Source organism: Azoarcus taiwanensis (genome assembly GCF_012910885.1).
In the GTDB taxonomy this organism is placed as follows: Bacteria; Pseudomonadota; Gammaproteobacteria; order Burkholderiales; family Rhodocyclaceae; genus Azoarcus_F; species Azoarcus_F taiwanensis.
The window spans coordinates 1-26,608 of sequence record NZ_WTVM01000026.1; the positions used below are offsets into that span (position 1 = coordinate 1).

Annotated in this window: 25 protein-coding genes; 13 read left to right on the forward strand and 12 right to left on the reverse strand. The window is 63.7% G+C overall.

What is annotated here, in order from left to right; all coding sequences use genetic code 11:
* The first annotated feature begins 204 nt into the window (after nt 1-204).
* The gene (locus GPA21_RS06105; protein ID WP_168987327.1) at nt 205-1,101 is read left to right on the forward strand and encodes a LysR family transcriptional regulator; all 897 of its coding nucleotides are present in this window, start codon (nt 205-207) and stop codon (nt 1,099-1,101) included.
* A gap of 15 nt (nt 1,102-1,116) precedes the next feature.
* Here the strand turns inward: GPA21_RS06105 and GPA21_RS06110 are convergent, their stop codons facing one another.
* The 3 genes from GPA21_RS06110 to GPA21_RS06120 are packed head-to-tail and all read right to left on the reverse strand — an operon-like array spanning nt 1,117 to nt 5,466.
* Entirely contained in the window at nt 1,117-2,421 is a 1,305-nt protein-coding gene (locus tag GPA21_RS06110; protein ID WP_168987328.1) for a GGDEF domain-containing protein, read from the reverse strand.
* On the reverse strand, nt 2,421-3,347 hold the full coding sequence (locus tag GPA21_RS06115; RefSeq protein ID WP_168987329.1) for an ABC transporter substrate-binding protein: 927 nt from the start codon (nt 3,345-3,347) through the stop codon (nt 2,421-2,423). The genes GPA21_RS06110 and GPA21_RS06115 overlap by 1 nt, the downstream gene beginning before the upstream one ends.
* Before the next feature lie 22 nt (nt 3,348-3,369).
* Nucleotides 3,370-5,466, reverse strand: a complete 2,097-nt coding sequence (locus GPA21_RS06120) for a TonB-dependent receptor plug domain-containing protein (protein WP_168987330.1) — start codon at nt 5,464-5,466, stop codon at nt 3,370-3,372.
* 211 nt (nt 5,467-5,677) lie between these two features.
* Here GPA21_RS06120 and GPA21_RS06125 point away from each other — a divergent pair, with 211 nt between their 5' ends.
* From GPA21_RS06125 to GPA21_RS06135, 3 genes are all read left to right on the forward strand, one after another.
* On the forward strand, nt 5,678-7,054 hold the full coding sequence (locus tag GPA21_RS06125) for an FAD-binding oxidoreductase (protein ID WP_168987331.1): 1,377 nt from the start codon (nt 5,678-5,680) through the stop codon (nt 7,052-7,054).
* 19 nt (nt 7,055-7,073) lie between these two features.
* On the forward strand, nt 7,074-7,874 hold the full coding sequence (locus GPA21_RS06130; RefSeq protein ID WP_168987332.1) for an MOSC domain-containing protein: 801 nt from the start codon (nt 7,074-7,076) through the stop codon (nt 7,872-7,874).
* A 94-nt stretch (nt 7,875-7,968) separates the two neighbouring features.
* Nucleotides 7,969-8,649, forward strand: coding sequence for an SOS response-associated peptidase (locus GPA21_RS06135; protein ID WP_168987333.1), 681 nt, complete (start codon nt 7,969-7,971; stop codon nt 8,647-8,649).
* Between the two features lie 2 nt (nt 8,650-8,651).
* On the opposite strand, the gene GPA21_RS06140 is transcribed toward GPA21_RS06135, so the two are convergent.
* Nucleotides 8,652-9,128, reverse strand: coding sequence for an NfeD family protein (locus tag GPA21_RS06140; protein ID WP_168987334.1), 477 nt, complete (start codon nt 9,126-9,128; stop codon nt 8,652-8,654).
* Nucleotides 9,129-9,289: 161 nt separating this feature from the next.
* Complete coding sequence (locus GPA21_RS06145; protein WP_168987335.1) at nt 9,290-10,210, reverse strand: SPFH domain-containing protein; 921 nt, start codon at nt 10,208-10,210, stop codon at nt 9,290-9,292.
* 216 nt (nt 10,211-10,426) lie between these two features.
* On the opposite strand from GPA21_RS06145, the gene GPA21_RS06150 reads away from it, so the two are divergent.
* Nucleotides 10,427-11,080 carry an AzlC family ABC transporter permease gene (locus GPA21_RS06150; RefSeq protein WP_211163450.1) on the forward strand — a complete coding sequence of 218 codons (654 nt, stop codon included), beginning with the start codon at nt 10,427-10,429 and terminating at the stop codon, nt 11,078-11,080.
* Nucleotides 11,077-11,406, forward strand: a complete 330-nt coding sequence (locus tag GPA21_RS06155) for a branched-chain amino acid transporter permease (RefSeq protein ID WP_168987337.1) — start codon at nt 11,077-11,079, stop codon at nt 11,404-11,406. Before GPA21_RS06150 ends, GPA21_RS06155 begins: the two co-directional genes overlap by 4 nt.
* Nucleotides 11,407-11,432: 26 nt before the next feature.
* Here the strand turns inward: GPA21_RS06155 and GPA21_RS06160 are convergent, their stop codons facing one another.
* Nucleotides 11,433-12,101: a transglycosylase SLT domain-containing protein gene (locus GPA21_RS06160; protein ID WP_339379839.1), complete on the reverse strand. Its 669-nt coding sequence runs from the start codon at nt 12,099-12,101 to the stop codon at nt 11,433-11,435.
* 122 nt (nt 12,102-12,223) lie between these two features.
* On the opposite strand from GPA21_RS06160, the gene acuI reads away from it, so the two are divergent.
* The 7 genes from acuI (at nt 12,224) to GPA21_RS06195 (ending at nt 19,304) form a co-directional block, all read left to right on the forward strand.
* Nucleotides 12,224-13,207: an acrylyl-CoA reductase (NADPH) gene (gene acuI, locus GPA21_RS06165; RefSeq protein WP_168987339.1), complete on the forward strand. Its 984-nt coding sequence runs from the start codon at nt 12,224-12,226 to the stop codon at nt 13,205-13,207.
* Nucleotides 13,208-13,223: 16 nt separating this feature from the next.
* Nucleotides 13,224-13,802, forward strand: coding sequence for a peroxidase-related enzyme (locus GPA21_RS06170; protein ID WP_168987340.1), 579 nt, complete (start codon nt 13,224-13,226; stop codon nt 13,800-13,802).
* A 55-nt stretch (nt 13,803-13,857) separates the two neighbouring features.
* A complete protein-coding gene (locus tag GPA21_RS06175; protein WP_168987341.1) occupies nt 13,858-14,751 on the forward strand; it encodes a lysophospholipid acyltransferase family protein in 894 nt (297 codons plus the stop codon).
* A gap of 98 nt (nt 14,752-14,849) precedes the next feature.
* Nucleotides 14,850-15,797 carry a Gfo/Idh/MocA family protein gene (locus tag GPA21_RS06180; protein WP_211163451.1) on the forward strand — a complete coding sequence of 316 codons (948 nt, stop codon included), beginning with the start codon at nt 14,850-14,852 and terminating at the stop codon, nt 15,795-15,797.
* Between the two features lie 84 nt (nt 15,798-15,881).
* Entirely contained in the window at nt 15,882-16,985 is a 1,104-nt protein-coding gene (locus tag GPA21_RS06185; RefSeq protein ID WP_211163452.1) for a DegT/DnrJ/EryC1/StrS family aminotransferase, read from the forward strand.
* A 95-nt stretch (nt 16,986-17,080) separates the two neighbouring features.
* A complete protein-coding gene (locus GPA21_RS06190; protein WP_168987343.1) occupies nt 17,081-17,377 on the forward strand; it encodes a PilZ domain-containing protein in 297 nt (98 codons plus the stop codon).
* A 337-nt stretch (nt 17,378-17,714) separates the two neighbouring features.
* Nucleotides 17,715-19,304, forward strand: a complete 1,590-nt coding sequence (locus GPA21_RS06195; protein WP_211163453.1) for a diguanylate cyclase domain-containing protein — start codon at nt 17,715-17,717, stop codon at nt 19,302-19,304.
* A 194-nt stretch (nt 19,305-19,498) separates the two neighbouring features.
* Here GPA21_RS06195 and GPA21_RS06200 read toward each other — a convergent pair whose 3' ends face one another.
* From GPA21_RS06200 to GPA21_RS06225, 6 genes are all read right to left on the reverse strand, one after another.
* Nucleotides 19,499-20,104, reverse strand: coding sequence for a hypothetical protein (locus tag GPA21_RS06200; protein WP_168987345.1), 606 nt, complete (start codon nt 20,102-20,104; stop codon nt 19,499-19,501).
* 70 nt (nt 20,105-20,174) lie between these two features.
* Nucleotides 20,175-23,408, reverse strand: coding sequence for a bacteriohemerythrin (locus GPA21_RS06205; RefSeq protein ID WP_168987346.1), 3,234 nt, complete (start codon nt 23,406-23,408; stop codon nt 20,175-20,177).
* Nucleotides 23,409-23,531: 123 nt separating this feature from the next.
* Nucleotides 23,532-24,287, reverse strand: coding sequence for an ABC transporter permease (locus tag GPA21_RS06210; protein ID WP_168987347.1), 756 nt, complete (start codon nt 24,285-24,287; stop codon nt 23,532-23,534).
* Nucleotides 24,284-24,961 (reverse strand): ABC transporter permease, encoded by a 678-nt coding sequence (locus tag GPA21_RS06215; protein WP_168987348.1) that lies wholly within the window; start codon nt 24,959-24,961, stop codon nt 24,284-24,286. Before GPA21_RS06215 ends, GPA21_RS06210 begins: the two co-directional genes overlap by 4 nt.
* A 50-nt stretch (nt 24,962-25,011) precedes the next feature.
* The gene (locus tag GPA21_RS06220) at nt 25,012-25,767 is read right to left on the reverse strand and encodes an ABC transporter substrate-binding protein (RefSeq protein ID WP_168987349.1); all 756 of its coding nucleotides are present in this window, start codon (nt 25,765-25,767) and stop codon (nt 25,012-25,014) included.
* Nucleotides 25,768-25,802: 35 nt separating this feature from the next.
* Nucleotides 25,803-26,573, reverse strand: coding sequence for an ABC transporter ATP-binding protein (locus GPA21_RS06225; RefSeq protein WP_168987350.1), 771 nt, complete (start codon nt 26,571-26,573; stop codon nt 25,803-25,805).
* Nucleotides 26,574-26,608 lie beyond the last annotated feature (35 nt).

The window sequence follows — 26,608 nt, forward strand, 5'->3', positions numbered from 1 at the left end:
TTGGTCATGTCTGCGTGTGCGATTGCTCGGCCTGGGTCTGTTCTCGGTCGCCGTGGCGCGCCGCCAGCACAAGCGAGAACAGGCGCAATCATCTTCCCGTCTCGGGTGTCGTCAGGCAACTGTGGAAAACACTGTCCACCGATCATCCTGGCAGGCGTATCCTCGATGGCCGAGCGACAGAACGGACCCAGCGGAAACCAGCCGATGAGCATGCGCTTCGACCTTTTTGACCTTCAGCTCTTCATCCATGTGACCGAAACGCACAGCCTCACCCGCGGTGCCGAGAAGTCATGCATCTCGCTTGCGGCGGCTTCGGCCCGGATCAAGCAGATGGAGGAGTCCATCGGCACCAAGCTGCTGCTGCGTAGCGCCCAGGGTACCACCGAGACCGAGGCAGGCAAGGCCCTCCTCTACCATGCCCGGCGCGTGATGCAGCAGGTCGAACACCTGCGTTGTGACATGCAGGATTACGCCAAGGGCGTGGTCGGCCATGTGCGCATCTTCGCCAACACCACTTCGATCACCGAGTATCTGCCCGAGGCCCTGGCGGGCTTTCTTGCCGCCCATCCCGGTGTCGGTGTCGATCTGCGGGAATGTCTCAGTGAAGACATCGTGCGCGCAGTCGTTGCCGGTGAGGCGGACATCGGCATCGTCGCAGGCGATGTGCGAACCGACGATCTCGTCGTACGCTCCTATGGCCGCAACCAGCTCGTTGCCGTGACCTCGAGCCGGCATCCGCTTGCCAGCCGCGAAGCGGTCGGTTTCGGCGAATTGCTGGTCGAGCATCATGTCAGCCTGCAGGCGCACAGCGCGATTCATGCATTTCTGTCGAGAACGGCGGAGTCGATTGGCGGGCAGTATCGCCCGCGCGTGCAGGTGGGCAGCTTCGAGGCCATGTGCAGGATGATTGAGGCAGGGGTCGGCGTCGGCGTGCTGCCGTTGTCGTCCGCGCGGCGTCACGCACGCTCGATGGATATTCGCGTCATTCCGCTGTCCGAGCCCTGGGCCGAGCGCAGGCTCGAGCTGGTCGCGCGAAACCCCCAAGCCTTGCCGGTTTTCGCGCGCGAACTGTTCGAGCATCTTGCGGCCAGTCGACGTTGAACCTGTACCGTGGCCTCAGTCGCAGGAGTCGGCTGCCGCGACGGGTTCATGAACCTGGTTGCGTCCTCCCTTCTTGGCCGCATAGCAGGCGAGGTCGGCGGCGACCAGGATGTCCGCGGCGCTCTTGTCCTCTCCCAGGATACGCACCAGGCCGATGCTCGCACCAATGGTGAAGGCCGTGCCCTCCCAGTCGAATTTGAGGGTGGAGACCGCTTCACGGAGATTCTCGGCGATCTTGCGCGCTTCCTCCTGGCCGCAGCCGCGGAGAATCAACACGAACTCGTCGCCACCGATACGGTAGAGGTGATCGCTGGCGCGCACGTGCTTGCGGATCAGTTCACCCACCTGACGCAGCAATTCATCCCCGGCGGCATGGCCAGCGGTGTCGTTCACGATCTTGAAGCGATCCAGGTCGATGAAGCACAGCGCATCGCGGTCGCCCGCCCGGCGCGAGAGGATCACGGCGTCGTCCAGGGCCTGTTCGAAGGCCCGCCGGTTCGGCAGTCCGGTGAGCGGGTCATGCAGCGCGAGATGCGCGAGCTGTGCCGTAGCCTCGTCGACTCGAGCCTGCAGTGTCGCCTGTGATTCCGAAATCGACCTGGCCATCTGGTTGAAACCCTGCTGCAGCGTGCGCAGCTCGCGGATGTCGGAGGCTTCCTCGACGACGATATCGAGCCGTCCCGCTCTGAGCGCGTCCACCGCCCCCGCGAGGCGCGCGATGACGTCACTGAAACGACCGGCGAGAGACGTCGCGAGCCAGGCGGTTACCATCAGGGCGAGCGCCGTTACCAGGAGCGTGCGGAACCACATGTCCTGCTTGCTTCGCTCAAGGCTCCGGGTGTCGAGTTCGATCACCGTCCATCCGATCCGGCTTGTGTCGTCCAGTGCGGCGACGTCGCGCATCAGATCGTCGATGGCCAGGGGCAGGGCCATGACGGGCGCGGCGAGCACCATCCGTTCGCCCTCCTTGCCCAGAATGACCGGACTATTCACCTCCGACAGTGTCGCCTGAGGCGTCGAACTCAGTCGGCCGCTCTGGACTAGGGGTCTGACCTCGGCATCGAAAAAGGCGATCGCGACGACATCGCGCTGCTCGAGCACGCCGAATGCCAGCGCGTCCAGTGCTGGACGGTTGCCCGAGATGAGTCCGTATTCCGCCGCCGGAGCGAGAAAGCTCACGATGCCCAGACCTCGTTCCTCGAACTCGGTGTCCAGTGCGCGCAGCCCAAACGCGATAAAGACCATCGAGATCACGGTGGCGAGCAGAGCCGCAGGCAGTATCACCGCGCTCAGCAGTAGCGGCTTGAGGGATGTCTTCATCACGGCTCCTCCTGCACCTCAAGCGCGCGCAGGCGCGCGAGGAGCGTGCTCGTTGACGGCACTGCCACGTTCAGGGCTCGTGCGACCTGTGCATTTACCGCCAGATCGAAGTGTTTCGGCCACTGCGAGTCGGCGGGTGGTGTTCCGCGTTCCTGCGCGGTCACCAACCACGCGAGGGCATCGCGCGCGCTGTCCGCTGGTGTGCTGAACACTGCGGCGAGTGCGCCCGCTTCGACGTAGGCTCGCGAATACGCGAAAACCGGGCGGCGATGGCGGTAACTCGACAGCAGAATCGCCCGCGCTGCCATTGGCGTGGCAATCAGGGGGTCGGGCAGCGCCAGAAAGGCTTCGGCTTCGCCCAACACCCGCTCAATCGCGCGGTTGAGTTCGCCGCCGGTGCTGATGGTGGCGCTTACCAGCCTGACCCCGACATCTGTTGCCTCAAGCCGAAGGCGGTCGATCCGGTCAGCGTTTTGTGGGCCGGAAAGCACGCCCAGACTTCGACACTCGGGCATCAGCTTGCGGAGCAAGGCAAGCTGTCGGGACAGGGGCTGATCGAGCACGATCGCCGAAATATCGCGGTTCGGATATTTCTTGACCAGCCCTTGGTATTGATTCAGCGATACCAGTGTCACCAGTAGCGGAGCCTCACCCGGCAAGTCAAGCACTGCCTCGGCTGCCGCGAGGCCCCCGGCCAGCACCCAGTCGGCGAGCTGCAGCGCCTGCTCGTCGATCTGCCCTGAGGCCGTACCGGCATCGGTCAGTTCGATCCCGGTCGCTTCCGCGCCCGATCCGAGCGCTTCGAGGAATTCGGCGTAGGCGCCGTCGCGAGACGTGAGCAACAGCGCGATCTCCTGCCCGGCGGCGGGCAGGGGCAGCATCAGGACGACGAGCAGGGTGAGAAGTCGTCGAATGCGTTGGGGCATCGAGCGCGGTCCGGGGCGGGTTTCAGAAGTCCAGACGTAGGGTAACCCAATGCCGACGGTCTACGACGCGTTGTTCGCGTTGCTCGAAGTGAGCACCCTTGAGGGATTGCGCGGTATACGCGATCTCGCCACGCTGGCTTCCGACGCGAAGCGGGTGCGCGACTCGCAGATCGAAACGTTCGTAACCCGGCGCGAAAGTGCCCCGGGTCCATTTGATGTCTCCGACTCGATACCAGGCGACGGACAGGTCGGCCCCGGCGGGCAGGGCCTGGGTGAGGAGCACGGAAGTCGAACGGCGCGGTGCGGAACGTTCCGCCAGTTCACGATAACGCTCGTAACCCGATTGATAATTACCGGCAGGATCCAACTGGAGGGATCGGCCTCGCGCGGTGTCCCTGACGGAAACCCTTATGTTGGCGTGCGCTATCGACAGACGCGTGCCGTCGAGCGGTTGCCACTTCCACTGGAGTTCGTAACCTCGCGTATGCAGATTCTGGATCGGCTCAACCGTGTAGGGTGTGTCATTTGCTGCGGGAAACGGGAGAAAACCGAAGGTTTCCGAGGACTTGATGAGATCCTGCAGCCGGTTGCGCAGACGCTCGGAGAACACACGTACATCCAGGCTTGTGCGGGCCTCCGGCCAGTGCCCGAGGTAACCGAGCTCCCAGCTATCAAGCCGCTCGGCCGGCAGGTCACGGTTGCCGACCGAGTATGCGAGCTTGGGCGTTATCAGCGAACGCCCGCGATACTCGAGGATACTGGGCGTCCTCCATGCGCGCGAATAGCCGAGGCGGACGGTGTGTTCCGGAAGAATGTGGAAAGCCGCGCTGGCGCGCGGCGCAAAATGTCTGCCGGCAAGCGAATCGTGTTCGACCGAGGCCCCGGCATTGCCTGTAAGCCAGTTCGTTGGTCGCCATTCGGTGTTGAGGAACAGACGGCTCACACTCCGGTGAGCGGGGCTGCGGTCGCGTAGCGTAGTGTCGGAGTAAAGCGTGTCGCGACGCCAGCTTGCGCCCGATGAGGTCCGAAATTGGCTTCCGAGCAAAGCGGTATGCGTCAGCTCGATCTCGTGCCGGGTTCCCCGATCGCCATTCGTGTCGATGGGCGAGTAGGGCTTGCCGATAAGCGCCTCAAGGGCGGGAGGGATTGCCGGCGCGTCGAAGCGCGCGTTGGCGCGGTCGTCGCTGTAGGTGTAGCGCAGCGAAAGGTCACTGCTATCGCTGCGCGCCTGTAACCAGCGTAGCTGCAGCCAGGTCGAGGATTCCTCGAGGTTCCGGAGCGGATCGAGGCCTTCGGGCACGCCAGTTCCCGGATCTCGACGGCCGGTGAGGCGCAGGCTCTCCACCCGACCAAGGCCCATCTCCAGCGTATTGCTGAAATCGAGCTGGTGCTGCAGGCGCAGGTCGAGCAGTTTTGAACGATTGCGGTCCTTCCAGTTGGAGAAGCGGTTTCCGTCGGCGCGCTCTTCGAGTCCATCGTCACGCTGCTGTTGAAAGGTAATCCGGACTCGTGTCTCTTCACTCAGCGAAACGGCGCCGCGCAGGGTGTCGTCGCGGACCCCCTGGTTGCCACGGGACACGGACAGCGAAGCGCCATGTGCAAGCGCGGGGTCGATGGTCACGATGTTGATCACGCCCAGAAACGCATTAGTGCCGTAGGAGGTCGTGTTTGAACCGCGCACCACCTCGATGCGGTCAATGTCCTCGAGCGCGACCGGAATCAGCGACCAATTGACCCCGCTGCGGAAAAGGGGCGAGTGCAGCGAGCGGCCATCCACCAGAACCTGAGCGCGCGGTGAGTGATCGTTGTCGGCGACGCCATGATAGTTGACCCTCGCCGAGGCATCGCTGGCCGCATGAGTCTGAAAGCCCGGCACCAGCCGGAATACGTCGCTCAAGCTTCGTGCGCCGGAGGCGCGAATCATCGCCCGGTCGATGACGGTGACGGATGCTGGCGCATCTGCTTGTCGCTGAGGCAGCCGGCTGATGGATGCGACCGTGGGCAGCTCGCTGAAGAAGAGGTCGGTGTCCGCAAACGCGAAACCCGAACCGCCTGACAGACAGGCTGACAGTGCGAGTAGGCTTAGAGAACCCGTCTGGCGCGACGACTTGGCGTGCATGCGTGGACTTTGCTGGGCTGGTGTTGGGGTCGAGCGGCAGTTTGGACGGGAATTCAGGTGTTTGCAATCGGCACGAGTGTTGATCCGCCTGCCCGGGGAGCTCGGTCGCGCCGCTGCGAAGGCTTTTGTTGAAGCAAATCGCGGCATTCGACACATCCTGATCAGTGTGACAAGCTCCTACCCTAAAAAGGATACGACGAAGGAGGCAGAGATGAACGATGTAGTGCGTGCCCTGACTGACGCGCTCGGCGAGGGCTCGGTGCTGACCGGCGAGGCGGTGGCGCAGCGCGCGACCAGCTATTGGGATGCGGCGCCGACGCGGGCGCTTGCCATCGTGAGGCCGCGCGACACCGCCGAACTGGCCGAGGCGATGGCGATCTGCCACCGATTCGATCAGCCGGTATGCACCCAGGGTGGCAAGACCGGCTGCGCCGCCGGTGCGGCGTCGACCGAGCGCGAGGTGATCATCTCGCTGGAGCGCATGAACCGCATCGAGGCCATCGACACCATTGGTGCGACTGCGACAGTGCAGGCTGGCGTCACGCTGCAGGCCCTGCAGGAGGCGGCGCGCGAGCACGAGCTGCTGTTCGCGCTCGACCTCGGCGCGCGAGGCAGTTGCACCATCGGTGGCAACGTTGCGACCAATGCCGGCGGCATCAATGTCTTGCGCTACGGCATGATGCGCAACCTGGTGCTCGGCCTGGAGGCGGTGCTGGCAGACGGGACGGTGCTGTCGAGCATGAACGAGATGCTCAAGAACAACGCCGGCTACGATCTCAAGCAGCTCATGATCGGTACCGAAGGCACCCTGGGCATCGTCACCCGCGTGGTGGTGCGTCTGGCACCCTTGCCGACGAGCTGCAACGCGGCGATGGTGGCCTGCGCGGACTTCGACAGGGTCACCACTCTGCTCCAGCGGGCGCAGCGCGACCTCGGCGGCACGCTGAGTGCCTTCGAGGTGATGTGGAACAACTACTACACAGCCGCCACCGAGCCCGGCGGGCACAGGCCGCCGATGCCGCGGGAGCACCCGTTCTACGTGCTGCTCCAGGCCGAGGGTGGCGACCCGGGGGCCGACGCGACCCGCTTCGAACGCCTGCTCGAACAGACGCTGGACAGCGGGCTCATCGAGGACGCGGTGATCCCGCAGTCCGAGACCGAACGGCGGGCGCTGTGGGAGGTACGCGAGAATTTCGAGGCCATGCTCGCCGGGCGCAAGACCTTTCTCTACGACGTCAGCCTGCCGATACGCTGCATGGCCGATTACGCCGACGAGGTGGCGCAGCGCATCCATGCGCGCTGGCCGCAGGGCCGCGCGATCATGTTCGGCCACATCGCCGACGGCAACCTGCACCTTTTCGTCCAGCCGGAAAGCCCGGACGCGGATCATGACGCAAGCGACGAGGCGGTCTATGGTCCGCTGAAGGCGATTGGCGGATCGGTGTCGGCCGAACATGGTATCGGGGTCGAGAAGCGCGGCTGGCTGGGTTGGAGCCGCAACGAGACAGAACTCGCCTTGATGCGCACACTGAAGCACGCGCTCGACCCCCGGAATCTGCTCAACCCGGGTCGGGTCATCGAACTCTGAGCCAGCCGAGCCCGGTCCGATGTCGCTCACTCTGTCCGCGATTGCGCGCTATCCGATCAAGGGGCTGTCGGCGGAAGTGCTGTCACGCGCCGACCTTGGGTTCGGCTGTGGCGTGCCCGACGATCGGCGCTGGGCAATGGCTCATGGTGCCGCTGGAATCGACCCGGATGCGCCGCGCTGGCTGCCAAAACGGGCGTTTCTGGCGCTGGACAGTCTGCCCTCGCTGGCGTCCCTGTCGCTGCGGCGCGCTGGCGAGGGCGAGGTGTTCGAGTTCGTGCGCGAGGGGCGCGTGCTGCTCCGTGCCGATCTTGGATCCGGCGAAGGGCGCAAGGCGGTCGAGGCCTTGATTGCGGATCAGGCCGGTGGCGCCGCGCGCGGCCGGGTGAGCCTGGTCGAAGGCCGCGGATTCGCCTTTTGCGACGCCGAGCCGCCCCTGGTCTCGATTGCCTGCCTCGCATCGCTGCACGATGTATCCGAAGCGGTCGGCCGGCCGGTGGAGGTCGAACGCTTTCGCGCCAACCTTCTGGTCGCCGGTGGCCTGCCGTGGCAGGAACTGGATTGGGTTGGTCAGGAGATTCATGTGGGCGAAGCGCGACTGCGCGTGCTCGAGCCGATCCTGCGCTGTGCTGCGACCCGTGCCAATCCGCGCTCCGGCGAGGCGGATCTTGATGTATTGCGGCCGCTCATCCGGCTGACCGGCGATGCGGTCTTCGGCGTCTATGCCGAGGTGGTCGCGGGCGGGTCGATCGCCCCGGGCGATCCGGTCCTCGCCCCGCCGGGCGGGCGACTGCCGGCGCGACACGGGCTCGGGCTGACATGAACCCCGGGACCTCCCCGCTGGACGCTGTGGCGGACTTCAATCTGCGAGAGGCTTCGGGCGAGGCCCTGCTGCTCGGCGCCCCGGGAGACTGAGGATGTGTGGCCGCTATGCGCTCTACGGGCCGGTTTCGCGTCTGCGCGAGCAGTTCGACGCCGATCTGGAGGGCTTCGACTTCACGCCGCGCTACAACGCCGCGCCTTCGCAATGGCTGCCGGTACTGCGCCAGCGTCCGGACGGCCAGCGGGTGATCCATCTGTTGCGCTGGGGGCTGGTGCCGGCCTGGAGCCGGGACGAAACCATCGGTGCGCGCCTGGTCAATGCGCGCGGGGAGACTCTGGCGGACAAGCCGGCCTTCCGCAACGCCTATCGCAGCCGCCGCTGCATCGTTCCGATCAACGGCTTCTACGAGTGGAAGCCGGTGGCCGGCGGCAAGCAGCCATACTATGTGCATGCGGCCGGCGACACGCTGCTCGCGCTGGCCGGTCTGTGGGAGCGCTGGCGACGCCCGGGAAACGATGAAACCATCGACAGCTTCACTATCGTGACGACTGCGGCGAACGCGACGCTCGCCTCCCTGCACGAGCGCATGCCGGTGGTGATCGAACCGGGCGACTATGGCGCCTGGCTCGATGGCGCCACACCGCCCGCGCGCCTGGCTCCCTTGCTGGTGCCGGCCGCGGACCAGACGTTTGCCATGCATGAGGTGTCGCGTGCGGTGGGCAATGTACGCAACGACACGCCCGCATTGATCGAGCGTGTGCCTGCCGATTCCTGAGTTTAGTGGCCCTGGTCGCCGTCCTGCAGGGGTGAGACGAGGAAGCCACCCTCCGGTGTGCGTCCGGTAATGCGCAAGCGCATGCCGGCGCCGACCGGTGCCTCGCTCTCGGCGGTGTAGCTGGTGTCGCCGACCCGAATCCGTCCGCGACCCCCGCTGAAGCCATCGATGGCCTCGGCCTGGCGTCCGACCAGGGCGTCGAGTTCGCGGTTGAGCGTGGTGGCGGTCAAGCTGATCCGGCTCCTGCGCTGGATCGCGAAGCCGATGCCGATCGAACCCAGCATCGCCACCGCGAACACCAGCAACTGCCATGCCATCGGCAGCTCCGGTGCGATCAACACGGATAGTCCGACGATCACCGCGCCGAGCCCGATCCACAGCAGGAATACCCCGGGTGCGATGATCTCCAGGCCAACCAGGATTGCGCCGATAATGACCCAGGGCCAGGGCGAGACGAATAAGGGCTCCAGTGCGTTCATTGCGGGTCCGTATGCTCAGAGCCTGTGAATAAATCTGCTGCGCGAACCGATTGCTGCGTTGCTCACTCGCTCACTCCTCGCCTATCAACCTGATATGTCTCGTCGTTCGCTCGCTCGCGCCTTGCACTCGGCTCTGCTCGCGACGATTTCTTCACAAGCTCTCAGCTCTTGTCGGTCTGGGTCTGGCGGATCAGTTCGGTGACGCCGGCCACTGCACCGGTGACGCCGCTTGCCTCGAGCGGCATCAGCACCAGTTTCGAGTTCGGGCCGGTGCCGATCTGGTTGAGCGCCTCGACGTATTTCAGTCCGAGAAAGTACTGCACTGCCTGGATGTCGCCTGAGGCGATCGCCCTGGACACCATCATCGTCGCCTTGGCTTCGGCCTCGGCTTCACGTTCGCGCGCCTCGGCGTTGAGGAAGGCGGCTTCGCGATCACCTTCGGCTCGCAGCACCGCGGCGCGCTTTTCACCTTCGGCCGCGAGGATCTCGGCCTCGCGCTTGCCGTTGGCCTCGGTGACCTGCGCACGACGCCGCCGCTCGGCGGTCATCTGCAGATTCATCGCGTCCTGGAGCTCAGTCGACATCTTGAGATCGCGGATCTCGATACGGACGATCTTGATCCCCCAGGGGTTGGTCGCCTCATCCACTACGCTGAGCAAGATCTCGTTGATCTTCTGGCGGTTTGACAAGGTGTCGTCAAGATCCATCGACCCGATCACCGAACGCAGATTGGTGGTGGTCAGGTTGACGATGGCATCCTCCAGATGACGCACCTGGTAGGCGGCGCGGGCCGCGTCGTCGATACGGAAGAACACCACGCCGTCGGCGACCACGGCCGCGTTGTCCTTGGTAATCACGGTCTGCGCGGGGACGTCGAGCACCTGCTCCATCACCGTCAGCCTGCGCCCGATCTGGTCGATGAAAGGCACGATCAGCCGCAGGCCCGAGTCGAGCGTGTGGGTGTAGCGCCCGAAGCGTTCGACGGTCCACTTCTCGCCCTGAGGTACTGTCTTGATGCCGGCGAAGATCAGCGCCACGACGATGACGACGACAATACCTGCAAAAATCAGAAATCCGTCCATCTGCTTGCTCCAGATCGTAAAGCCGCAGTTTAGCAGCCACCGTGTCGGCAGTGCGTACTCAATGCCTTCGGCATGTCCGGCGGCTTTGCCGCGGGCGGGGTAAGATACTGGCCGCCAATCGACCTCATGATTGGCTGGGCCATCGTTGCACGCACAATGACAAGATCACGAACATCCCTGCCACCAGACGCCTCTCCTGCCATGTCGGTCATGGCGATGACCACGCCTGTCGCGATGGGTTATATCCCGCTCGGGACGGTTTTCGGGTTTCTGTTCGTTCAGGCGGGTGCCGACTGGTGGCTTGCCATCCTGTCGAGCGTCGTGGTGTATGCCGGCGCGGCGCAGTACATGATGATTCCGATGCTGGCGGCCGGCATGCCGATCAGTGCGATCGCTTTCGCCACGCTGGTGGTGAATCTGCGCCACATGTTCTACGGCTTGTCCTTGCTCGGCAGCTTTCCGCGCAAGCCGCGGGCAGTGCGCGCCTACCTCATCTTCGCGCTCACCGACGAGACGTACTCGCTACTCACCACGATGCCCCGTGATACCAGTCACCGCCAGATGGTGTTGGTGGCGATGCTGAACCAGTGCTGGTGGGTGCTGGGAACCGCAGCCGGGGCGCTCATCGGTGCGCGCGCCCAGATCACCCTGAGCGGGCTGGATTTCGTGCTCGCGGCTCTGTTCGCGGTGCTCACCGTCGAGCAGTGGCGGAGTCGCCATAGCGCCGCGCCGCTTTGGGTTGCCCTGGTGGCCTACGCGCTTGCCTTCATGCTCGCGCCAGACCACGCACTGGTGGTCGCGATCGCGCTCAGCATCGCGGCGGCAACGCTGTTGCAGGCGCGGCGATCGCCCGCCGGGGAGCGTGCATGACCGACGTCACCTATGTCGTGACCGCGATCTTCGCCGCCGGTCTGGTGACCCTCGGGCTGCGCGCGCTGCCCTTCATTGCCGGCGACTGGTTGAACAAGCATCCCTTCGTCCAGCGACTCGGGCGTTTTCTGCCGCTGGCGATCATGACGCTGCTCCTCGTGCACTACGTCGTCGGGGCGGCGCAAAGCCATGAGCACGGGCCTTGGCCGGAGCTCGTCGCGGTTGCGCTTGCGATCGTCCTGCAGTGGTTCGCGCGCAACCCCCTGCTCAGCATCGTCGGTGGCACGCTCGCCTACGTGGCGATGCGCAATGCGGGCTGGTTCTGACGCCCGTCTGCGGCTGGGCACTGGGCTCAACTGCAGAAGGGCCACACCTGCCAGATCTGGCGGCAGCGGAATTCAGCCTCGCACTGCGCGAGCTGCCCGGCGTAGGTCGCCGATAGCGCACTGACTTCTCTTGCCGCACGCTGAACCTGTGGTTTGCCCTGCCAGGTGCCCCGTCGGTAACCGCCCTGGCCCTCATGGTAGGCAAGGTAGAGGTGCTCCGCGTTCTGCAGCGAGATACCCAGTTGGGTGTGGGTGCGGCGGTTGTACCAACCAATGAAATCGGTCGCATGCTTCATGTGGGTGCGCCTCGCGGTGAGGCTGCCGGCTTCCTGCCGGTATTCGTTCCAGACCGGATCCTGGGCCTGAGCGTAGCCGTATGAGGAAGAAGGACGACCGGCGGGGATGATGCCGAAAATGCGGTTGCGCGGTGGCCGGACATGACTGCGGAAGGACGACTCGCGCTGCACGAAGGCCATCTGGGTGGCGATCGATGTGCCCCACTTGCGTTCGGAGTCGCGGGCGTAGTCGTACCACTTGGGGTTTTCGCGGAACACCTCGCAGATGTTGCTCTGGTTGTTTGGTGGCGAGGGCGCCATCATCGCACAGCCCCCCAGCGTGAGACAGGCCGCAATCAGCGTGAGCGACCGTGCAAAACGGGGGGGGCGGTCCGGATACCGCCCCGGCCAAGCGCGCAGAAAATCCGTTCATGGCTGGATGCTACAACAGACCGACGACTCGGGTGTCGTCCTTGCGTCATGCAAGGCGACCGGTCTAAGCTCCCACGCTGGTCGTTTGGCGACCCAGAAGAGGAGACAGCATGTTCAAGGCGATACTGATCGAGAAGGATGACGCCGGCTATCGCGCCGGTCTGAGCGAACTGGATGCATCCGCATTGCCGGAGGGCGATGTCACGGTGAAAGTGGCGTATTCGACGCTGAACTACAAGGACGGGCTCGCGATCACCGGCAAGGGGCCGGTGGTGCGCAAGTTTCCGATGGTGCCCGGCATCGATCTCGTCGGTACGGTCGAGGAGAGCACCCATGCCGACGTGAAGATTGGGGACACGGTGATCCTCAACGGCTGGGGGGTCGGCGAGAACCATTGGGGCGGGCTGGCGCAGTTTGCGCGGCTCAAGGGCGAGTGGCTGGTGCCGCTGCCGCCGGCCTTCACCCCGCGCCAGGCGATGGCGATCGGCACCGCCGGCTATACCGCGATGCTGTGCGTGATGGCGCTTGAGCGCCACGGCGTGACGCCGGACCGTGGCGAGGTGCTGGTCACCGGGGCCAATGGTGGCGTCGGCAGTGTTGCAATCGCCTTGTTGGCCAGACTCGGTTACACCGTGGTCGCCTCCACCGGGCGGCCGCAGGAGGCTGAGTTTCTCAAAACGCTCGGAGCAGCCGAGATCATCGACCGGGCCACCTTGAGTGAGCCGGGCAAGCCTTTGGCCAGGGAGCGCTGGGCCGGCGCGGTCGACACCGTCGGCAGTCACACGCTGGCAAACGTGTGCGCCGGCATGCGATATCGCGGCACCGTCGCGGCCTGTGGTCTCGCGCAGGGCATGGATCTGCCAGCCACGGTTGCCCCCTTCATTCTGCGTGGTGTCACGCTCGCGGGCATCGACAGCGTGATGGCGCCGCGCGAAGAGCGACTCGAAGCGTGGTCCCGGCTCGCCCGCGACCTGGACCCCGCCAAGCTTGACATCATCACCAGCGAGATCGGACTCGGCGACGTGGTCGACACCGCGCGCAGGCTGATCGACGGCCAGGTACGCGGCCGGATCGTAGTCGACGTCAATCGCTGACATACAGGAGAATGGAATGAGTAATCCGATCAGCCGCTTCACCGTACCCGATCTGAACGATCTACCCGAGGACGTTCGCGAGCGCATTCTCGCGGTGCAGGAGAAGGCGGGCTTCGTGCCCAACGTCTTTCTGATGCTGGCCCATCGTCCGGCGGAGTTCCGCGCCTTCTTCGACTACCACGACGCGTTGATGGAGAAGGATGTCGGCCTCACCAAGGCCGAGCGCGAAATGATCGTCGTGGCCACTTCGGGGGCCGGCAACTGCCTGTATTGCGTCATCGCGCATGGCGCGGTGTTGCGCATCCGCGCCAAGAACGCGCGGGTAGCCGACCAGCTCGCGACCAACTACCGCAAGGCCGAGACCACCCCACGCCAGCGCGCGATGCTCGACTTCGCGATCAAGCTGTCCACCCGTGGCGGCGAGATCGACGAGGCCGACTTCGAAGCGCTGCGTGCAGCCGGTTTCGACGAGGAGGCGATCTGGGACATTGGTGCGATCACCGCTTTTTTTGCGATGAGCAATCGCCTGGTACATCTTACCGGTACGCCGCCGAACGAGGAGTTCTACCTGATGGGACGGTTGCCGAAGAAGTGACTGGCGACAAGCTCTTCAAGGCGGTGCGGACGGGGGTGTCGGCGTCAGCAGGTCGATGAGTCAGCTGACGCAAGTCCTGAGCCGGCTCACGGTCGCTGTGCTATGGCTGCTGCACTGGCTTCCTCTGCCAGCGCTCGCAGTCCTCGGACAAGGCCTCGGCCTCGTACTCTATGTGGTGGTTGCCAAGCGCCGTCGCATCGTCCAGGTCAATTTTGCGCTGTGTTTCCCCGAGATGTCCGCCCGCACCCGGCAACGCCTCGTGCGGGCGCATTTCCGCATGCTCGGCCGCAGCATCGTGGAACGCGGTGTGCTGTGGTGGGCAAGCGCGGAGCGTCTCGCACGTCTCGTGCAGGTGGAGGGCGCGGACAAGGTGCGTGGGCTGCTCGATGCCGGCCAGCCTGTGATCATGATGGCGCCGCATTTTGTCGGGCTCGATGCCGGCGGCACTGCGCTGACGATGCGCTTCGATCTGGTCAGCATCTACGCGAGGCAGAAGAATCCGGTGTTCGATCGCTGGTTGCTGCACGGGCGCAGCCGTTTCGGCGATCAGTTGTTGCTTGCACGTGATCAAGGGGTGCGGGCGACGATCAAAGCCATGCGCAGTGGGCGCCCGTTCTATTACCTGCCCGACCTGAACTTCCGTACCCGGGATGCAGTCTTCGCCCCTTTCTTCGGGGTGCCTGCGTGGACGATCACCGGTCTGTCCCGGCTGTCTCGTGCAGCGGGAGCTAAGGTGGTGAGTTGCAAGACGCGGATGCTCGATGCCGGTCGCGGCTATGTCGTCGAACTGAGCGACCCCTGGCCTGACTTTCCCAGCGACGATGTGCAGGCGGATACCGAGCGCATGAATCGCGAGATCGAGGCCCTGGTGCGCCAACATCCCGAGCAATACCACTGGGTTCACCGGCGGTTCAAGACCCGTCCGCCGGGAGAACCCAAATACTACTGATCCGGCTCTCTTGCCTGGCCCTCGGGTCGAAGCGGTGTTATTTTGATTGAATGGACTTATCCAGGCGGAGTGACGCTCTTGGGGCGACACGCTGTGCGGTGATTGGCACAGGCCACATCGGACGCTTTCACGCCCAGAAATATGCCGGATTGGCCGAGGCTGCGCTCGTCGCGGTGGCGGACCTTAATCCAGAGGCAGCAGCGCGTGTGGCCGCCGAGTGTGGATGCCATGCGGAGACCGATTACCGGAAGCTTCTCGGCAATGTGGATGCGGTCAGCATCGCGGTGCCCACTACCCGGCATTTCGAGGTCGCACGTGCCTTTCTCGAAGCTGGCGTCCATGCCCTCATCGAGAAGCCGATCACCAGCACCGTCGATGAGGCCCGTATCCTTAATTCGATTGCGGCCGACAAGGGTGTGGTGCTTCAGGTCGGGCACCTGGAACGCTTCAATGCCGCACTGGTCGAGGTGAGCGGGCGCGAGCTCGTGCCCTTGTTCATCGAATCACACCGACTGGCGCCATTCCGCCCGCGTGCGACCGATGTCGATGTCGTACTCGATTTGATGATCCACGATATCGACATCGTCCTCGACCTGGTGCGCTCGCCGATCAGTTCGATTGTGGCCTCTGGCGCGCGCGTTCTATCGGGCACGATCGACATTGCCAATGCGCGCATCGAGTTCGAGAACGGTTCCGTCTGCAACCTCACCGCGAGTCGGGTCAGTGCCAAGACCGAGCGCAAGATGCGCATCTTCGCGGATGAAGCCTACATCGTCGTCGACTTTCACAACCGCGGGCTGCGGGTCCATCGCCTGGGTACGCGCGAGGCGTTTCCCGGCATTCCAGAGATCACCAATGACGAACGCCGTTTCGATCAGCACGACGCGTTGAGAGATCAGATTGCCGCATTCGTCGATGCGGTGCGCAACGGCTCGGGAGTGAAGGTCTGCGGCAGCCAGGGGCAACAGGCGCTTGAAGCGGCTCTGCAGATTGCCGAACTCGTTCGGCGGTCCGCACTCAGGCTCGGCAGGGCAACACGCTCATGAAGAGGGTCGTACTGATTCCTGGTTCGATTCTCGACTGTGCTGCACGCAGGGGTCGCCGCTTCCACCTCACGGAGGATTGAACGCATGTCCCTCACGATCCCGATGGTCGACCTCCAGATTCAGTACCAGACCCTGCAGGCGGAGATCGACACCGAAGTGGCGAAGGTCCTCGGTGACGCGCGTTTCATACTCGGACCCAATGTCCACGCATTCGAGGAGGAAGTTGCGGCCTACCTTGGCGTCGCGCACGCGGTGAGTTGCGCGTCCGGCACCGATGCATTGCATCTGGCCTTGCGGGCGGCCGACGTCGGGCCGGGCGACGAAGTCATCACCACGCCGTTTACCTTCATCGCGACCGCCGAGGCAATCTGCTACGTGGGCGCAACGCCGGTTTTCGTCGATATCGACCCCCTTACCTTCAATATCGATATCGCCCGGGTCGAGGCCGCCATCAGCGAGCGCACCGCTGCCGTGCTGCCAGTGCACCTCTATGGCCAGCCTGCCGACATGAAGGCTTTGCGCGCACTGTGTGACGCTCACCGGCTCTGGCTGATCGAGGACTGCGCCCAGTCCTTCGGGGCCCGTGCCGAGGGCGGCGCATACACCGGCAGCATCGGCGAGTTTGGCTGCTTCAGCTTCTTTCCGAGCAAGAATCTTGGTTGCTACGGTGACGGTGGGTTGGTCACGACATCCACGGAGACCATGGCCAATAGGCTGAGGAAGCTGCGTAATCATGGGAGTAGCGCCCAGTACGAGCATGACCTCGTCGGCTACAACAGCCGTCTCGACGAGATCCAGGCGGCGGTGCTGCGCATCAAGCTTCGCCACATCGACCGATTCAACGCCAGTCGGCGGGCTGCCGCACAGCGCTACGACGCCCTGCTCGAAGCCTTGCCGCTGCGAGTGCCGTGTCGGGATCCGCATGTGACCCACGTGTTTCACCAATACACCGTGCTGTGCAAGGCTCGTGACCTTGTGGTGAAGGCTCTGAGAGATGCCGGGATCGCCTGTGCGATCTATTACCCGCGACCGCTTCATCAGCAGAAGGCGTTCTCCGGCATGGTTGCCGGGGTGTCGCTACCGGTCACGGAAGGCGTTGCCCGCGATTGTCTGTCTCTGCCCATGTACCCCGAATTGACAGACGCGCAGGCACAGCGGGTGGCAGAGGTCCTTGCAGCTGCGCTTTAGAGCACCGATCGTGATCTACGACACGCCCGCGGCGTACCGGATTGGCAGTCGGACGCTCTAGAATGCAGAGGTTTCCTAAACGACTGGGCCGCCGCATGGAACATTTCTCCAATCGACGTCTCGATAGACGCATCCCGCTTGGCGTGCCGGCCCGTATCCGGCTCGAAGACGGCTCCGAGATCGAGGCTCGCTGCCTTGACCTGAGCATCCGGGGGCTGACCCTGGAGAGCGAGTTCGTTCCGGCCAAAGGCGAGATACTTGAGGTTTTCGTCGACGCGCCTGGAGCCATTGATGCGGCCCCGCTGCACGTGCGACTGGAGGTCAAGCGCAGCCTCGACCTGGGAGACAGTCGCTACGAATTTGGTGGCGAGATCGTCGAGGTGCTTGGCTGACGCCCTGCCCGGTGGGACAAACTTCGACTTGAATCAATTGTACCGCCCCTTCTTCTGAAGGAAAATGCGTGTCACCAAGCTGAGCGTCGCCCTGTTGAAATCATGATCCGCTCTCGCGACCACGGAACCGGCGGCGGCCACACTCACGCGCGTTCAGATCGTGCTCGCGGCTCAGGCCGAGTCGCCGATGCACTGCGAGCGCAGGCGCAGTTTTTCGGTTTACGATACGGTAATATTTCACATAACCCGGTAGACTTAATGGATTTGCGCTGTCGCAGCGAACATAATCAGTCGGATGGATAGATCACAAGGCGCGGTATTTCCAGCACAGGATACGATGGCAAGCCGTGTTCAGGTGCTGTGTGGCCGCTGGGATTGTTACGTAAACGGCGGAGGTGTCGAACAGTTCGTCGAGTTCACCCTCGCGGTCAATAGTCTCGCCGAGCATTTCAATCGACTTCGACTTCCCGGTCTCGTCAGGCTGTGTCAGGGGCTTGAGAGTGCTGCGCTCGCGAGACTGGAAGAGGCCACCTGCAGTCTGCTGCCGGCGCAGGAGATTGCGGCGCTTCAACGCCAGCTCGACACACTTGTCGGATCTGTTGCGGCATTGTGTTCCGAAACGCCGGACCGGCGTTCGGAATGCCATGAAGCTCCGACCCAGACCGTAGATTGGGTAAAACGGCGTGCGGTCTGGATAGTCTCGTCGGAGGCCGGTGGCGAGTATTGCGAAGGGCTCCAGAAGCAACTCCGATTCTTCGGTTTCGAGGTCTGCTTGCTGGGTTTGGATAATTGTCCGCAGCCGGGCGGCAGCCCGTTGGCGGTGCTCTTTGTACCAGCTCAGCCCGAATGCGGAGATGAAGGCCTCGCACGGATCAGTGCCTATCGCGCGGCCTGTCCGGCGGCACAGCTTTTCTATATCGGTGGCGCGGCAGCGATCGATCCAGTCGTTGGCTTGATGCGCGCCGGGGTCGACATCGTCATCCCGGCGGAAGTGCAGGCCGCGATGGTCATCGATCGCATACTGGACCTGGTTCGAACCGAGGAGCGGATAAAGCACAAGGTGCTGGTCGTCGAAGATTCCCGAGTAGCGACTGCACTGATCCGGAGAACACTGGCCGAGCATGGGTTCGACAGTCGAGCCATTGCCGACCCGGAGCCACTTCTCGATGTGCTAAAGGAATACCGACCCGATCTCATCCTGATGGACATGCACATGCCGAGGTTCAACGGTGTCGAGGCCACTCGGGTACTGAGACAGATACCCGACTACCAGTCCATCCCGATCGTGTACCTCTCAGGAGAGACCGATGTCGGGATGCAGGTTGAAGCCTTGCGCCTTGGCGGAGACCAGTTTCTTGTCAAGCCGTTCAACCCGGTGTTGTTGGCAGCGGTCGTCAAGACGAAGATTGAGCGGTTTCGCGAAGCGCAGCGATCGAGTCAGACCGATGGCCTGACCGGTTTGCTCAATCATTCCGCAGCGAAGAGTTATCTCAAGTCGATGATGAATGGCGCTAGCGATCAGGATCGTGTGGTCGTCGCGATGATCGACATCGACCATTTCAAGTCGATCAACGACACGTACGGACATCCTGTGGGAGATCAGGTCATTCGCGGCCTTGCCTGGCTCCTGAAAGCTCGGCTGCGCGCGACCGACCTCATCGGGCGCTATGGGGGCGAAGAGTTCATTGTCGCCCTGCCCGACGTCTCCCTGGAGATGGCGAGAACGATCATCGACCGCATTCGGGGCGACTTCGCTTCCCTGCCCCACTCGCATCCCGGGGGGGCCTTCTATACGACGTTCAGCGCTGGCATGTCGGCGTTTCCGGTGGTCAGCGCGTCTGCGGTGCTGGAGACTGCCGATCACGCCCTGCTTGACGCCAAACGCCTGGGGCGCAATCGGGTGGAGTGCGCCAGCGAACGACCCTGATTCGACCGCTTGCGAAGGTCCAGATCAAATCGCGGACGTTCCCCCGGGTAGCTCAGGTCTCGAAGTCCGAGCGCCACGCGGCCTCGCGGCCGATCTCACACGCCGCCCGGACCTTGGCGATGCCAGTACGAACTGGGCGATGAGATCGCCGCTGTGCTGGCTGATGCGTTCTGGAATCAGCCCCGGGCTTTTCCTCACTTGTTGGTCTGATCCGCTTGTGCGGATGGCGCTGCCTCGGCAAGCTGTTGCCGCAGGCGTTCGAGTCCCTGCCGGTAGGCTTCGGAATCGCCGTACTCGAAAAAGTCGGGGTAGTGGCGATGTGCGCCGCGCAAGCGTGTAGCATGCTTGATCGGACACCAATATTGCTCGGTGCGCCCGGCGATCTCGCGTGCGTAGGCAATCACGCCGTTTGCGTAGGAGCAGTAGAAGCAGTTGAGCTTTTCGATCGGGTTCAGGTAGGGTAGCTCGCTTCGGTCGAACACCAGATAATCCGCTCGCTTCACCCGGGGAATGCGGTAGAGGGGAAAGCAGATTCTCTGGTAGAAACTGACGAAGACGTCGATCAGTGCGAACACCGGCCAACCCGCGTAGATTACCGGGGCGGTCAGGATGACCGACCAGCGCGCTCCGCGTAGATAAGGCCACACACCGATACGGTGCCGTCGTTGAAGTTCGAGAAAGCGATCGGCCATCTCGATACGCTGCCGCTGGAATGCCTCCCTGTGGCGGGTGTATTCAAGCTCCAGCTGTTCCTCCAGCTCTCGGATGCGATCGATCAACTCCTGAATGGGCAAGGGCATGCGGATTTCTCCGGCGAGCATGTAGTTGGGCAGACGCCACCGGATGGCGGTTGCGTTGGCAGCCCTGTCGCTATTGGCTTTTCGTCGTAACGCGTCGCAACCAGGCCTCCGGGCAGCGCCAGTTTGAAACCCACTCCGCTATCTCTGCCGCCGGCATTGGACGGCCAATGCCGAAACCCTGCGCCAGTTCGCAGCCCATGTCCAGCAGGGCTTCGCCCTGTTCGATGTGCTCGACCCCTTCGGCGACCGCCTCGAGATCGAAAGCGTGTGCCAGACCGAGCACACCCTCGAGTATGGCATGGTCATCCGGGTCGATGAGCATGTCGCGCACGAAGCTGCGGTCGATCTTCAATGTGCCGGCCGGCAGGCGCTTGAGATAGGTAAGCGAGGAGTAGCCGGTGCCGAAGTCGTCGATGGCGAAGGCCAGCCCAAGCGAGCGGCAGTCCGACATGACTTGAGTGATCAGTTCGAGATCCTGTAGCGCGCTGGACTCGAGGATCTCCAGTTGCAGGCACTCGGCCGGCAATCGGGGATAGCGACCGAGCAGCGCGGACAGGCTCTGCACGAAGCCGGGGCTTTGCAGCTGGCCGGCGGCGATATTGACACTCACCGGCATGTCCAGCCCGTTGTCGCGCCATGTCTGCATCTGGCGCAAGGCCGTGTCGATGACCCAGGCGCCGAGTTCGAGCTCCAGTGGGTGCCCCTCGATCAAGGGCAGGAAGTCCGCCGGAGAGCGCAGGCTGCCGTCCGGATGCTGCCAGCGAATGAGGGCTTCGAAGCCCACCGCCGCACCGGACCGCATGTTGATCTGGGGTTGATAGTGGAGGACAAACTCCCGCTCCTGGAGCGCCCGGGAGAGTCGGGCGATACTCTCGTGGTGCCCACGGACTGCCTGGTCGCGCGCAACATCGAAAAGGTGGTAGCGGTTCTTGCCGGAGAGCTTGGCCTGATACATCGCCTGATCGGCTTGCCGCAGCAACTGGTCGGCATCGATGGCTTCGCTTTGCGGGTAGAAGGTCACGCCGAGACTGGCCGATACGCGTAGCAGAAACCCCCCGTCCTGCGTCTCCTTGCTCGCTGCGTCGAGAAGCCGTGTGAGTGTGGGAATGCAGGCCTCGGACGTCGGCAGGTCAGCAAGCACGACGACGAATTCATCGCCCCCCAGCCGGGCGAGGGTGTCGGTTTCCCGCAGTGCCTGACGCATGCGATTGGCCGCGACCACGAGCAGTCTATCGCCAGCGTCGTGGCCGTGCCGGTCGTTGACCGCCTTGAACCCGTCAAGATCGAGATAGGCGATGGCGAGCGTCGTGCCACGCCGGTTCGCCTGGGCCATCGCCTGTTGCATGCGGTCGGCGAGGAGGGCGCGGTTGGGCAGTCCGGTCAGCGGGTCGTAGTGCGCGATACGTTCGAGTTGCCGTTGCTGTGCCTTCTGCAATGTGATGTCGCGAATCGTGCCCTGGATGACCGTTTGTCCGCTGAGCTCGGTGCGGTTGAGCAGCAAGGTGCAGATGATGTCGCGCCCATCCAGCCGGCGATGCGCCCACTCGCCGAACCATGAGCCTTCGCGAAGCGTGGTCTCGATAAGCTCGACAACGCGATCTCGCGAGATGCTGCCGTCCGGTTGGGAGGGGGGGGAGAGGTCGCTAGGGCTTGTTGCAAGCAACTCGTCCAGCGACTGGGCACCGAAAAGTTCGACCACTGCGGAATTTCCAGCGACGAAGCGCCAGTCCGGTGGGGCCACGATCATCAGTGCGTCACGGGATTGTTCGAAGAGTTGCCGGTATCGGGCTTCGCTGTCTCGCAGCGACTGTTCGAGTTGTTTCCGCTCGGTCACGTCGAGGGCGATCTCGAGGCGGACTATGCGGCCGTCGTCCCACGGGATGGCCTGATCGTGCAACTGGTACCAGCGTTCGAGCACGGGGTTGTAATGTTCCCAGACCACGGTGGGTCCGGGTGTGCCGTCGGCGTGGAGCAGTTGTGGATTGGTGCAGAAGTCGCACGGGCCGTCGTTCTTGCCCTGGATCGCCTTCCAGCAGGTCTTGCCGACGATGTCGCCCAGCAACTCCCGAGCGTGCGAATTGATGAACAGCACCTCGTAGGTTTTCATGTCCGCCACATAGAGGGCGGCATTCGTGCCGTCGAGGATCTTGACCATGCGATTGTGTGCGACCGCGAGCGCTGCGGTCTTCTCGCGCAGGGCGGTGGCCACCTCGACGCGTTGTGCAATGCTCGTGAGCAGGTTGGCGAAGAGTTCGAGTGCTTCGCGCTCGTCCTGTCCGTAATCGCGCCAGTCGTGCACCGAGTCGAAGCCGACGAAGCCCAGACATGTGTCGCCATTGAGCAGTGGCGTCGTCAGCAGGCTGCGGATGTTCTGACCCTTGAACAGGCTCTTCATCGGCCCGTCCGCGAGCGTCTCGACGTCGGGAACGACGAAGGGTTCCCCCCGCAGGTGGGCCTCCATGAACTCCGGATTCAGCGCCAGAGGGAGACCCTGCAGCTCGGTGATCATCGGTTCGATGCCGGGAGCACACCACTCGTGAGTGTTGCTGGCGGTTTGCGCCGCCAAATCGTAGCGGAAAACGTATGCCCGGTCGGCATGGAAGAAAGCGGACATCTCTGCCAAAGCATCGCGAATGGCAGCGTCCAGCGCTTCGCCCGGCAGGTTGATGAATGACATGCCCAGCCGCATGATCAACGAGCGATAGGCCTGCTGGCGCTTGAGGGCTGTCTTGGCTTGCTGGTGTGAGGTGAGTTCCTGCTTGAGCTGCAGCGCGGCGCTCGCGTGGCGGCCATAGAGCTCAAGAATGGTTTCCACCATCACCTGCGTGGAGTGGTGCATCCGTTCGCGCGCCCGGACGCGGGCCAGATCGCTTGGCAGACGCTCAAGACGGGCCTTGACTGCAAACGCCATTCGTTGGTCGGACTCCAGAATGTGCGCGATCAGCCAGCGTGCGAGAAAGGTGATCGTGTCGCGCGCCCAGTCGACAGGAGCAGAGGCCTGATGTGCCGTTCGCAGCCGATCGATCTCCGCGAGGAAATGGGCGTGGCTCTCACGGTGGAGCACTTCATCGGGCGTGTCGGCAAGATGCTCGCGCCAGATGGCTTCTTCAGTGGAAAAGTGTCTTGCCGCGTAATCGACCAGTTGGTCGAGGACCAGGTTGGTCTCCCCGGCATTCGATTCGGCGACCGCTTCATGAGCCAGGCGGTTTAGAAGTGCCACCAGCCCCCGATGCTGATCATCGATGACGCCAATGCCTGTTTCGAAGCTTTCGTGCCAGGGGAAGAGATCGGTCGGCAGTTGCATGGAAAGCCCCGCGCGAAGCTGGTGTTTTGTTACATCATAGCCGAAGGCAGCTTGAGTCCGTCGTGAACAAGGCCTTCCTGCCAGCAGATCGCCGACGAGGCGGATGACCGCTCACGCATTCGTCTATTTCGATGCGGTGCGACGATGGGCGTTCAGCCAGTGTTCCGCCAGTCTGAAAAGCCCGATGAAAGCCGCGGCGATGAGCAAGTACAAAACCCCGGCGAGGATGAAGAACTCCATGCTCATGTAGGTGCGGGCGATGACGTTGCGGGTGGCGCCCATCAAGTCGAGCAGAGTGATCGTCGAAGCCAGCGCACTGCCCTTGAGCATCAGAATGACCTCGTTGCCGTAGGCCGGGAGGATGATGCGAAAAGCACGCGGAAGAATGATGTCGCGGTATTGCGCCACACGGGTCAGACCGAGGGCCTGGGCGGCCTCGACCTCGCCGCGCGGAACCGCCTTCATTGCGCCGCGCAGCAGCTCGGCGGTGTAGGCCGCCGTGTTCAGGCTGAAGGCGATGATCGCGCACCAGTAGGGTTTGGACAGCACCCGGTCCCACAGCCAGCCGGAATCGCGCACCGCGTCGAACTGCGACAGGCCGTAATACACCAGGAAGATCTGCACCAGCAGCGGCGTGCCGCGGAAGAAGAAGATGTAACCGTAGGCCGGCATCCACAGCAGCGGATTCCTGGCCACACGCATCAGTGCCAGCGGCACTGCGAGCAGGATGCCGACCAGGCCGGACAGCACCACCAGCTCCAGCGTCAGCCAGACCCCGTCGAGGATGCGCGGCAGGTAGCGCGCGTAGGATGCCCACGGCTCGGCGTCACCTGCCAACGCCTCGAGCCACTGCGACAGCGTGAGGACGAGCTCGCTCATGCCCTCGCTCCACGGTAGCCACGGTTGGCCCAGCGTTCGAGCAACTGGATGACCTGCATCGACACGATGGTGAGCAGCAGGTAGATCATCGCCGCCGCCATGTAGAAGGTGAAGGGCAGCTTGGTGAAACCGGCGGCCACATAGGCCTGGCGCATCAGGTCGTCCAGGCCTATTATCGACACCAGCGCGGTGTCCTTGAGCAGCACCAGAAACAGATTACCGAGCCCGGGCAGCGCCAGCCGCCACAGCTGCGGCAGTGTGATGTAGCGAAAGCTGTCCCAGCGGCTCATGCCAAGGGCCATCGCGGCTTCGCGCTGGCCCTTGGGGATTTCCAGCATCGCGCTGCGGAAGACCTCGGTGGCGTAGGCACCGAAGGCGATCGACAAGGCGATGACGCCGGCGGTGAAGGCACCGATATCGACATAGGCGCCGGTCATCCATTCGATGACATGGGTGGCGCCGAAGTAGATGATCAACACCAGCAGCAATTCGGGGATGCCGCGCATCAGCGTGTTGTAGCCTACCGCCGCCCAGCGCAGCGGGCCGATCGGCGACAGCGCGGCCGCCGCACCCACGAGTCCAAGCAGCAGCCCGAAGACCAGGCTCGTGAAAGCGAGCTGCAGCGTGACCCAGGTGCCTGCCAGCAGCAGATGACCGAAGCCGTGAAGCTCCATGCTTCAGTGGCTCCGCAAACCCGGTGTGAGGCGGGAGCGACGCGCCGGCATCAGTAGATCGGGAACGGAAAGTATCGCGCGTTGATCTCGGCGTAGGTGCCGTCTTCGAGTATCTCGGCCAGGGCCTTGTTCAGTCGCTCGCGCAGGGCGTTGTCCTGGCGGCGCACCGCGATCGCGATCTTGTCGTCTATGTCGATGTCCTCGCCCTTGAACTCGAAGCCCTGGCCGGCGTCGCTCTGGAGCCAGTCATAAGCTGGAAACTTGTCCGACACCATGCCGTCGAGCCGGCCGGCGGCGAGGTCGAGGTAGGCGTTGTCCTGGGTGTCGTATAGCTTTACCGTCACCGAGCGCCCCAAGGTGTCCTCGAGGTATTGGCCGGCGATGGTCGCACGCTGGGCACCAAGAGTCTTGCCCTTGAGGCTGTCGGCATCGGTGCCGAATTCGACGCCCTTCGGTCCGATGAAGGCGAGCACGTTGGAGTAGTAGGGATTGGTGAACGCAACCACCCGCTGGCGCTCCGGCGTGATCGACATCGACGCGATGATGGCGTCGTAGCGGCGCGCCTGCAGGCCGGGAATGATGCCGTCCCAGTCCTGGGCGACGATGTCACAGTCGGCCTGCATTTTCTCGCACAGCGCCTTGGCGATGTCGACATCGAAGCCCTGGAGTTGTCCGCTGGCGTCGACGAAGTTGAACGGTGCGTAGGCACCTTCGGTGGCGATGCGGATGCGGTCGGCCTGGGCATTGCCGGCGAACAGGGCGGCACCGGCGAGCAACAACGCGGTGAGGGTCTTGCTGATCTTCATGGTCTTGTTCTCCTTGTCTGATCTGGTCAGAGCGCTTACAGGTGGCTGGCGAGAAATTCGCGGCAGCGCTCGGAGCGGGGGCTGGTGAAAACCTCGGAGGGTGGGCCGGGCTCCTCCACCCGGCCCTGATGCAGAAACATCACCTGCGACGACACGTCGCGCGCGAAGCGCATCTCGTGGGTGACGATGAGCATGGTGCGACCCTCGTCGGCCAGGCTGCGCATGACGCCCAGCACCTCGTTGACGAGCTCCGGATCCAGTGCCGAGGTCGGCTCGTCGAAGAGGATGACCTCCGGCGACATCGCCAGCGTGCGAGCGATCGCCACCCGCTGTTGCTGCCCGCCGGACAGGTTGCCGGGATACGCGTTTCGCTTGTCGGCCAGCCCGACGCGGGCGAGCAAGGCTTCGGCCTGCTCTACGGCGCTGCGCCGATCCAGCCCGAGCACTCGCATCGGCGCCAGGGTCACGTTGTCGACGATGTTGAGGTGGGGCCACAGGTTGAAACTCTGGAACACGAAGCCGATGCGGGCGCGCATGCGCTCGAGCTGCTTGCGGTCGACCGCATGCAGGTCGCCGTGACGATCCTCGCGGAGATCGAGCTTCTCGCCGCGCAGGCGGATCTCGCCGCGTGAGGGTTGTTCCAGCAGGTTCAGGCAGCGCAGGAGAGTGGACTTGCCGGAGCCGCTCGAGCCGATGATCGAGATCACGTCACCATCGTGTGCGGTGAGGTCGATTCCACGAAGTACCTCGTGCTCGCCGTAGCGTTTGTGGATATCGACCACTTCGAGGGCGGCGGGTGAGGTCATCGGTCGGGCCGTGGCGCTCTGTGAGCGTGCATTCT

Bases quoted from the DNA above. Each gene is read 5' to 3' on its own strand.
- GPA21_RS06120 (WP_168987330.1), bottom strand. From the start codon at position 5,466: ATGCACGCCAAGTCGTCGCGCCAGACGGGTTCTCTAAGCCTACTCGCA.
- GPA21_RS06115 (WP_168987329.1), bottom strand. From the start codon at position 3,347: ATGCCCCAACGCATTCGACGACTTCTCACCCTGCTCGTCGTCCTGATG.
- GPA21_RS06205 (WP_168987346.1), bottom strand. From the start codon at position 23,408: ATGCAACTGCCGACCGATCTCTTCCCCTGGCACGAAAGCTTCGAAACA.
- GPA21_RS06110 (WP_168987328.1), bottom strand. From the start codon at position 2,421: ATGAAGACATCCCTCAAGCCGCTACTGCTGAGCGCGGTGATACTGCCT.
- GPA21_RS06185 (WP_211163452.1), top strand. From the start codon at position 15,882: ATGTCCCTCACGATCCCGATGGTCGACCTCCAGATTCAGTACCAGACC.
- GPA21_RS06190 (WP_168987343.1), top strand. From the start codon at position 17,081: ATGGAACATTTCTCCAATCGACGTCTCGATAGACGCATCCCGCTTGGC.
- GPA21_RS06125 (WP_168987331.1), top strand. From the start codon at position 5,678: ATGAACGATGTAGTGCGTGCCCTGACTGACGCGCTCGGCGAGGGCTCG.
- GPA21_RS06220 (WP_168987349.1), bottom strand. From the start codon at position 25,767: ATGAAGATCAGCAAGACCCTCACCGCGTTGTTGCTCGCCGGTGCCGCC.
- GPA21_RS06135 (WP_168987333.1), top strand. From the start codon at position 7,969: ATGTGTGGCCGCTATGCGCTCTACGGGCCGGTTTCGCGTCTGCGCGAG.
- acuI (WP_168987339.1), top strand. From the start codon at position 12,224: ATGTTCAAGGCGATACTGATCGAGAAGGATGACGCCGGCTATCGCGCC.
- GPA21_RS06150 (WP_211163450.1), top strand. From the start codon at position 10,427: ATGACCACGCCTGTCGCGATGGGTTATATCCCGCTCGGGACGGTTTTC.
- GPA21_RS06175 (WP_168987341.1), top strand. From the start codon at position 13,858: ATGAGTCAGCTGACGCAAGTCCTGAGCCGGCTCACGGTCGCTGTGCTA.
- GPA21_RS06140 (WP_168987334.1), bottom strand. From the start codon at position 9,128: ATGAACGCACTGGAGCCCTTATTCGTCTCGCCCTGGCCCTGGGTCATT.
- GPA21_RS06145 (WP_168987335.1), bottom strand. From the start codon at position 10,210: ATGGACGGATTTCTGATTTTTGCAGGTATTGTCGTCGTCATCGTCGTG.
- GPA21_RS06200 (WP_168987345.1), bottom strand. From the start codon at position 20,104: ATGCCCTTGCCCATTCAGGAGTTGATCGATCGCATCCGAGAGCTGGAG.
- GPA21_RS06225 (WP_168987350.1), bottom strand. From the start codon at position 26,573: ATGACCTCACCCGCCGCCCTCGAAGTGGTCGATATCCACAAACGCTAC.
- GPA21_RS06105 (WP_168987327.1), top strand. From the start codon at position 205: ATGAGCATGCGCTTCGACCTTTTTGACCTTCAGCTCTTCATCCATGTG.
- GPA21_RS06215 (WP_168987348.1), bottom strand. From the start codon at position 24,961: ATGGAGCTTCACGGCTTCGGTCATCTGCTGCTGGCAGGCACCTGGGTC.
- GPA21_RS06195 (WP_211163453.1), top strand. From the start codon at position 17,715: ATGGCAAGCCGTGTTCAGGTGCTGTGTGGCCGCTGGGATTGTTACGTA.
- GPA21_RS06130 (WP_168987332.1), top strand. From the start codon at position 7,074: ATGTCGCTCACTCTGTCCGCGATTGCGCGCTATCCGATCAAGGGGCTG.
- GPA21_RS06155 (WP_168987337.1), top strand. From the start codon at position 11,077: ATGACCGACGTCACCTATGTCGTGACCGCGATCTTCGCCGCCGGTCTG.
- GPA21_RS06170 (WP_168987340.1), top strand. From the start codon at position 13,224: ATGAGTAATCCGATCAGCCGCTTCACCGTACCCGATCTGAACGATCTA.
- GPA21_RS06210 (WP_168987347.1), bottom strand. From the start codon at position 24,287: ATGAGCGAGCTCGTCCTCACGCTGTCGCAGTGGCTCGAGGCGTTGGCA.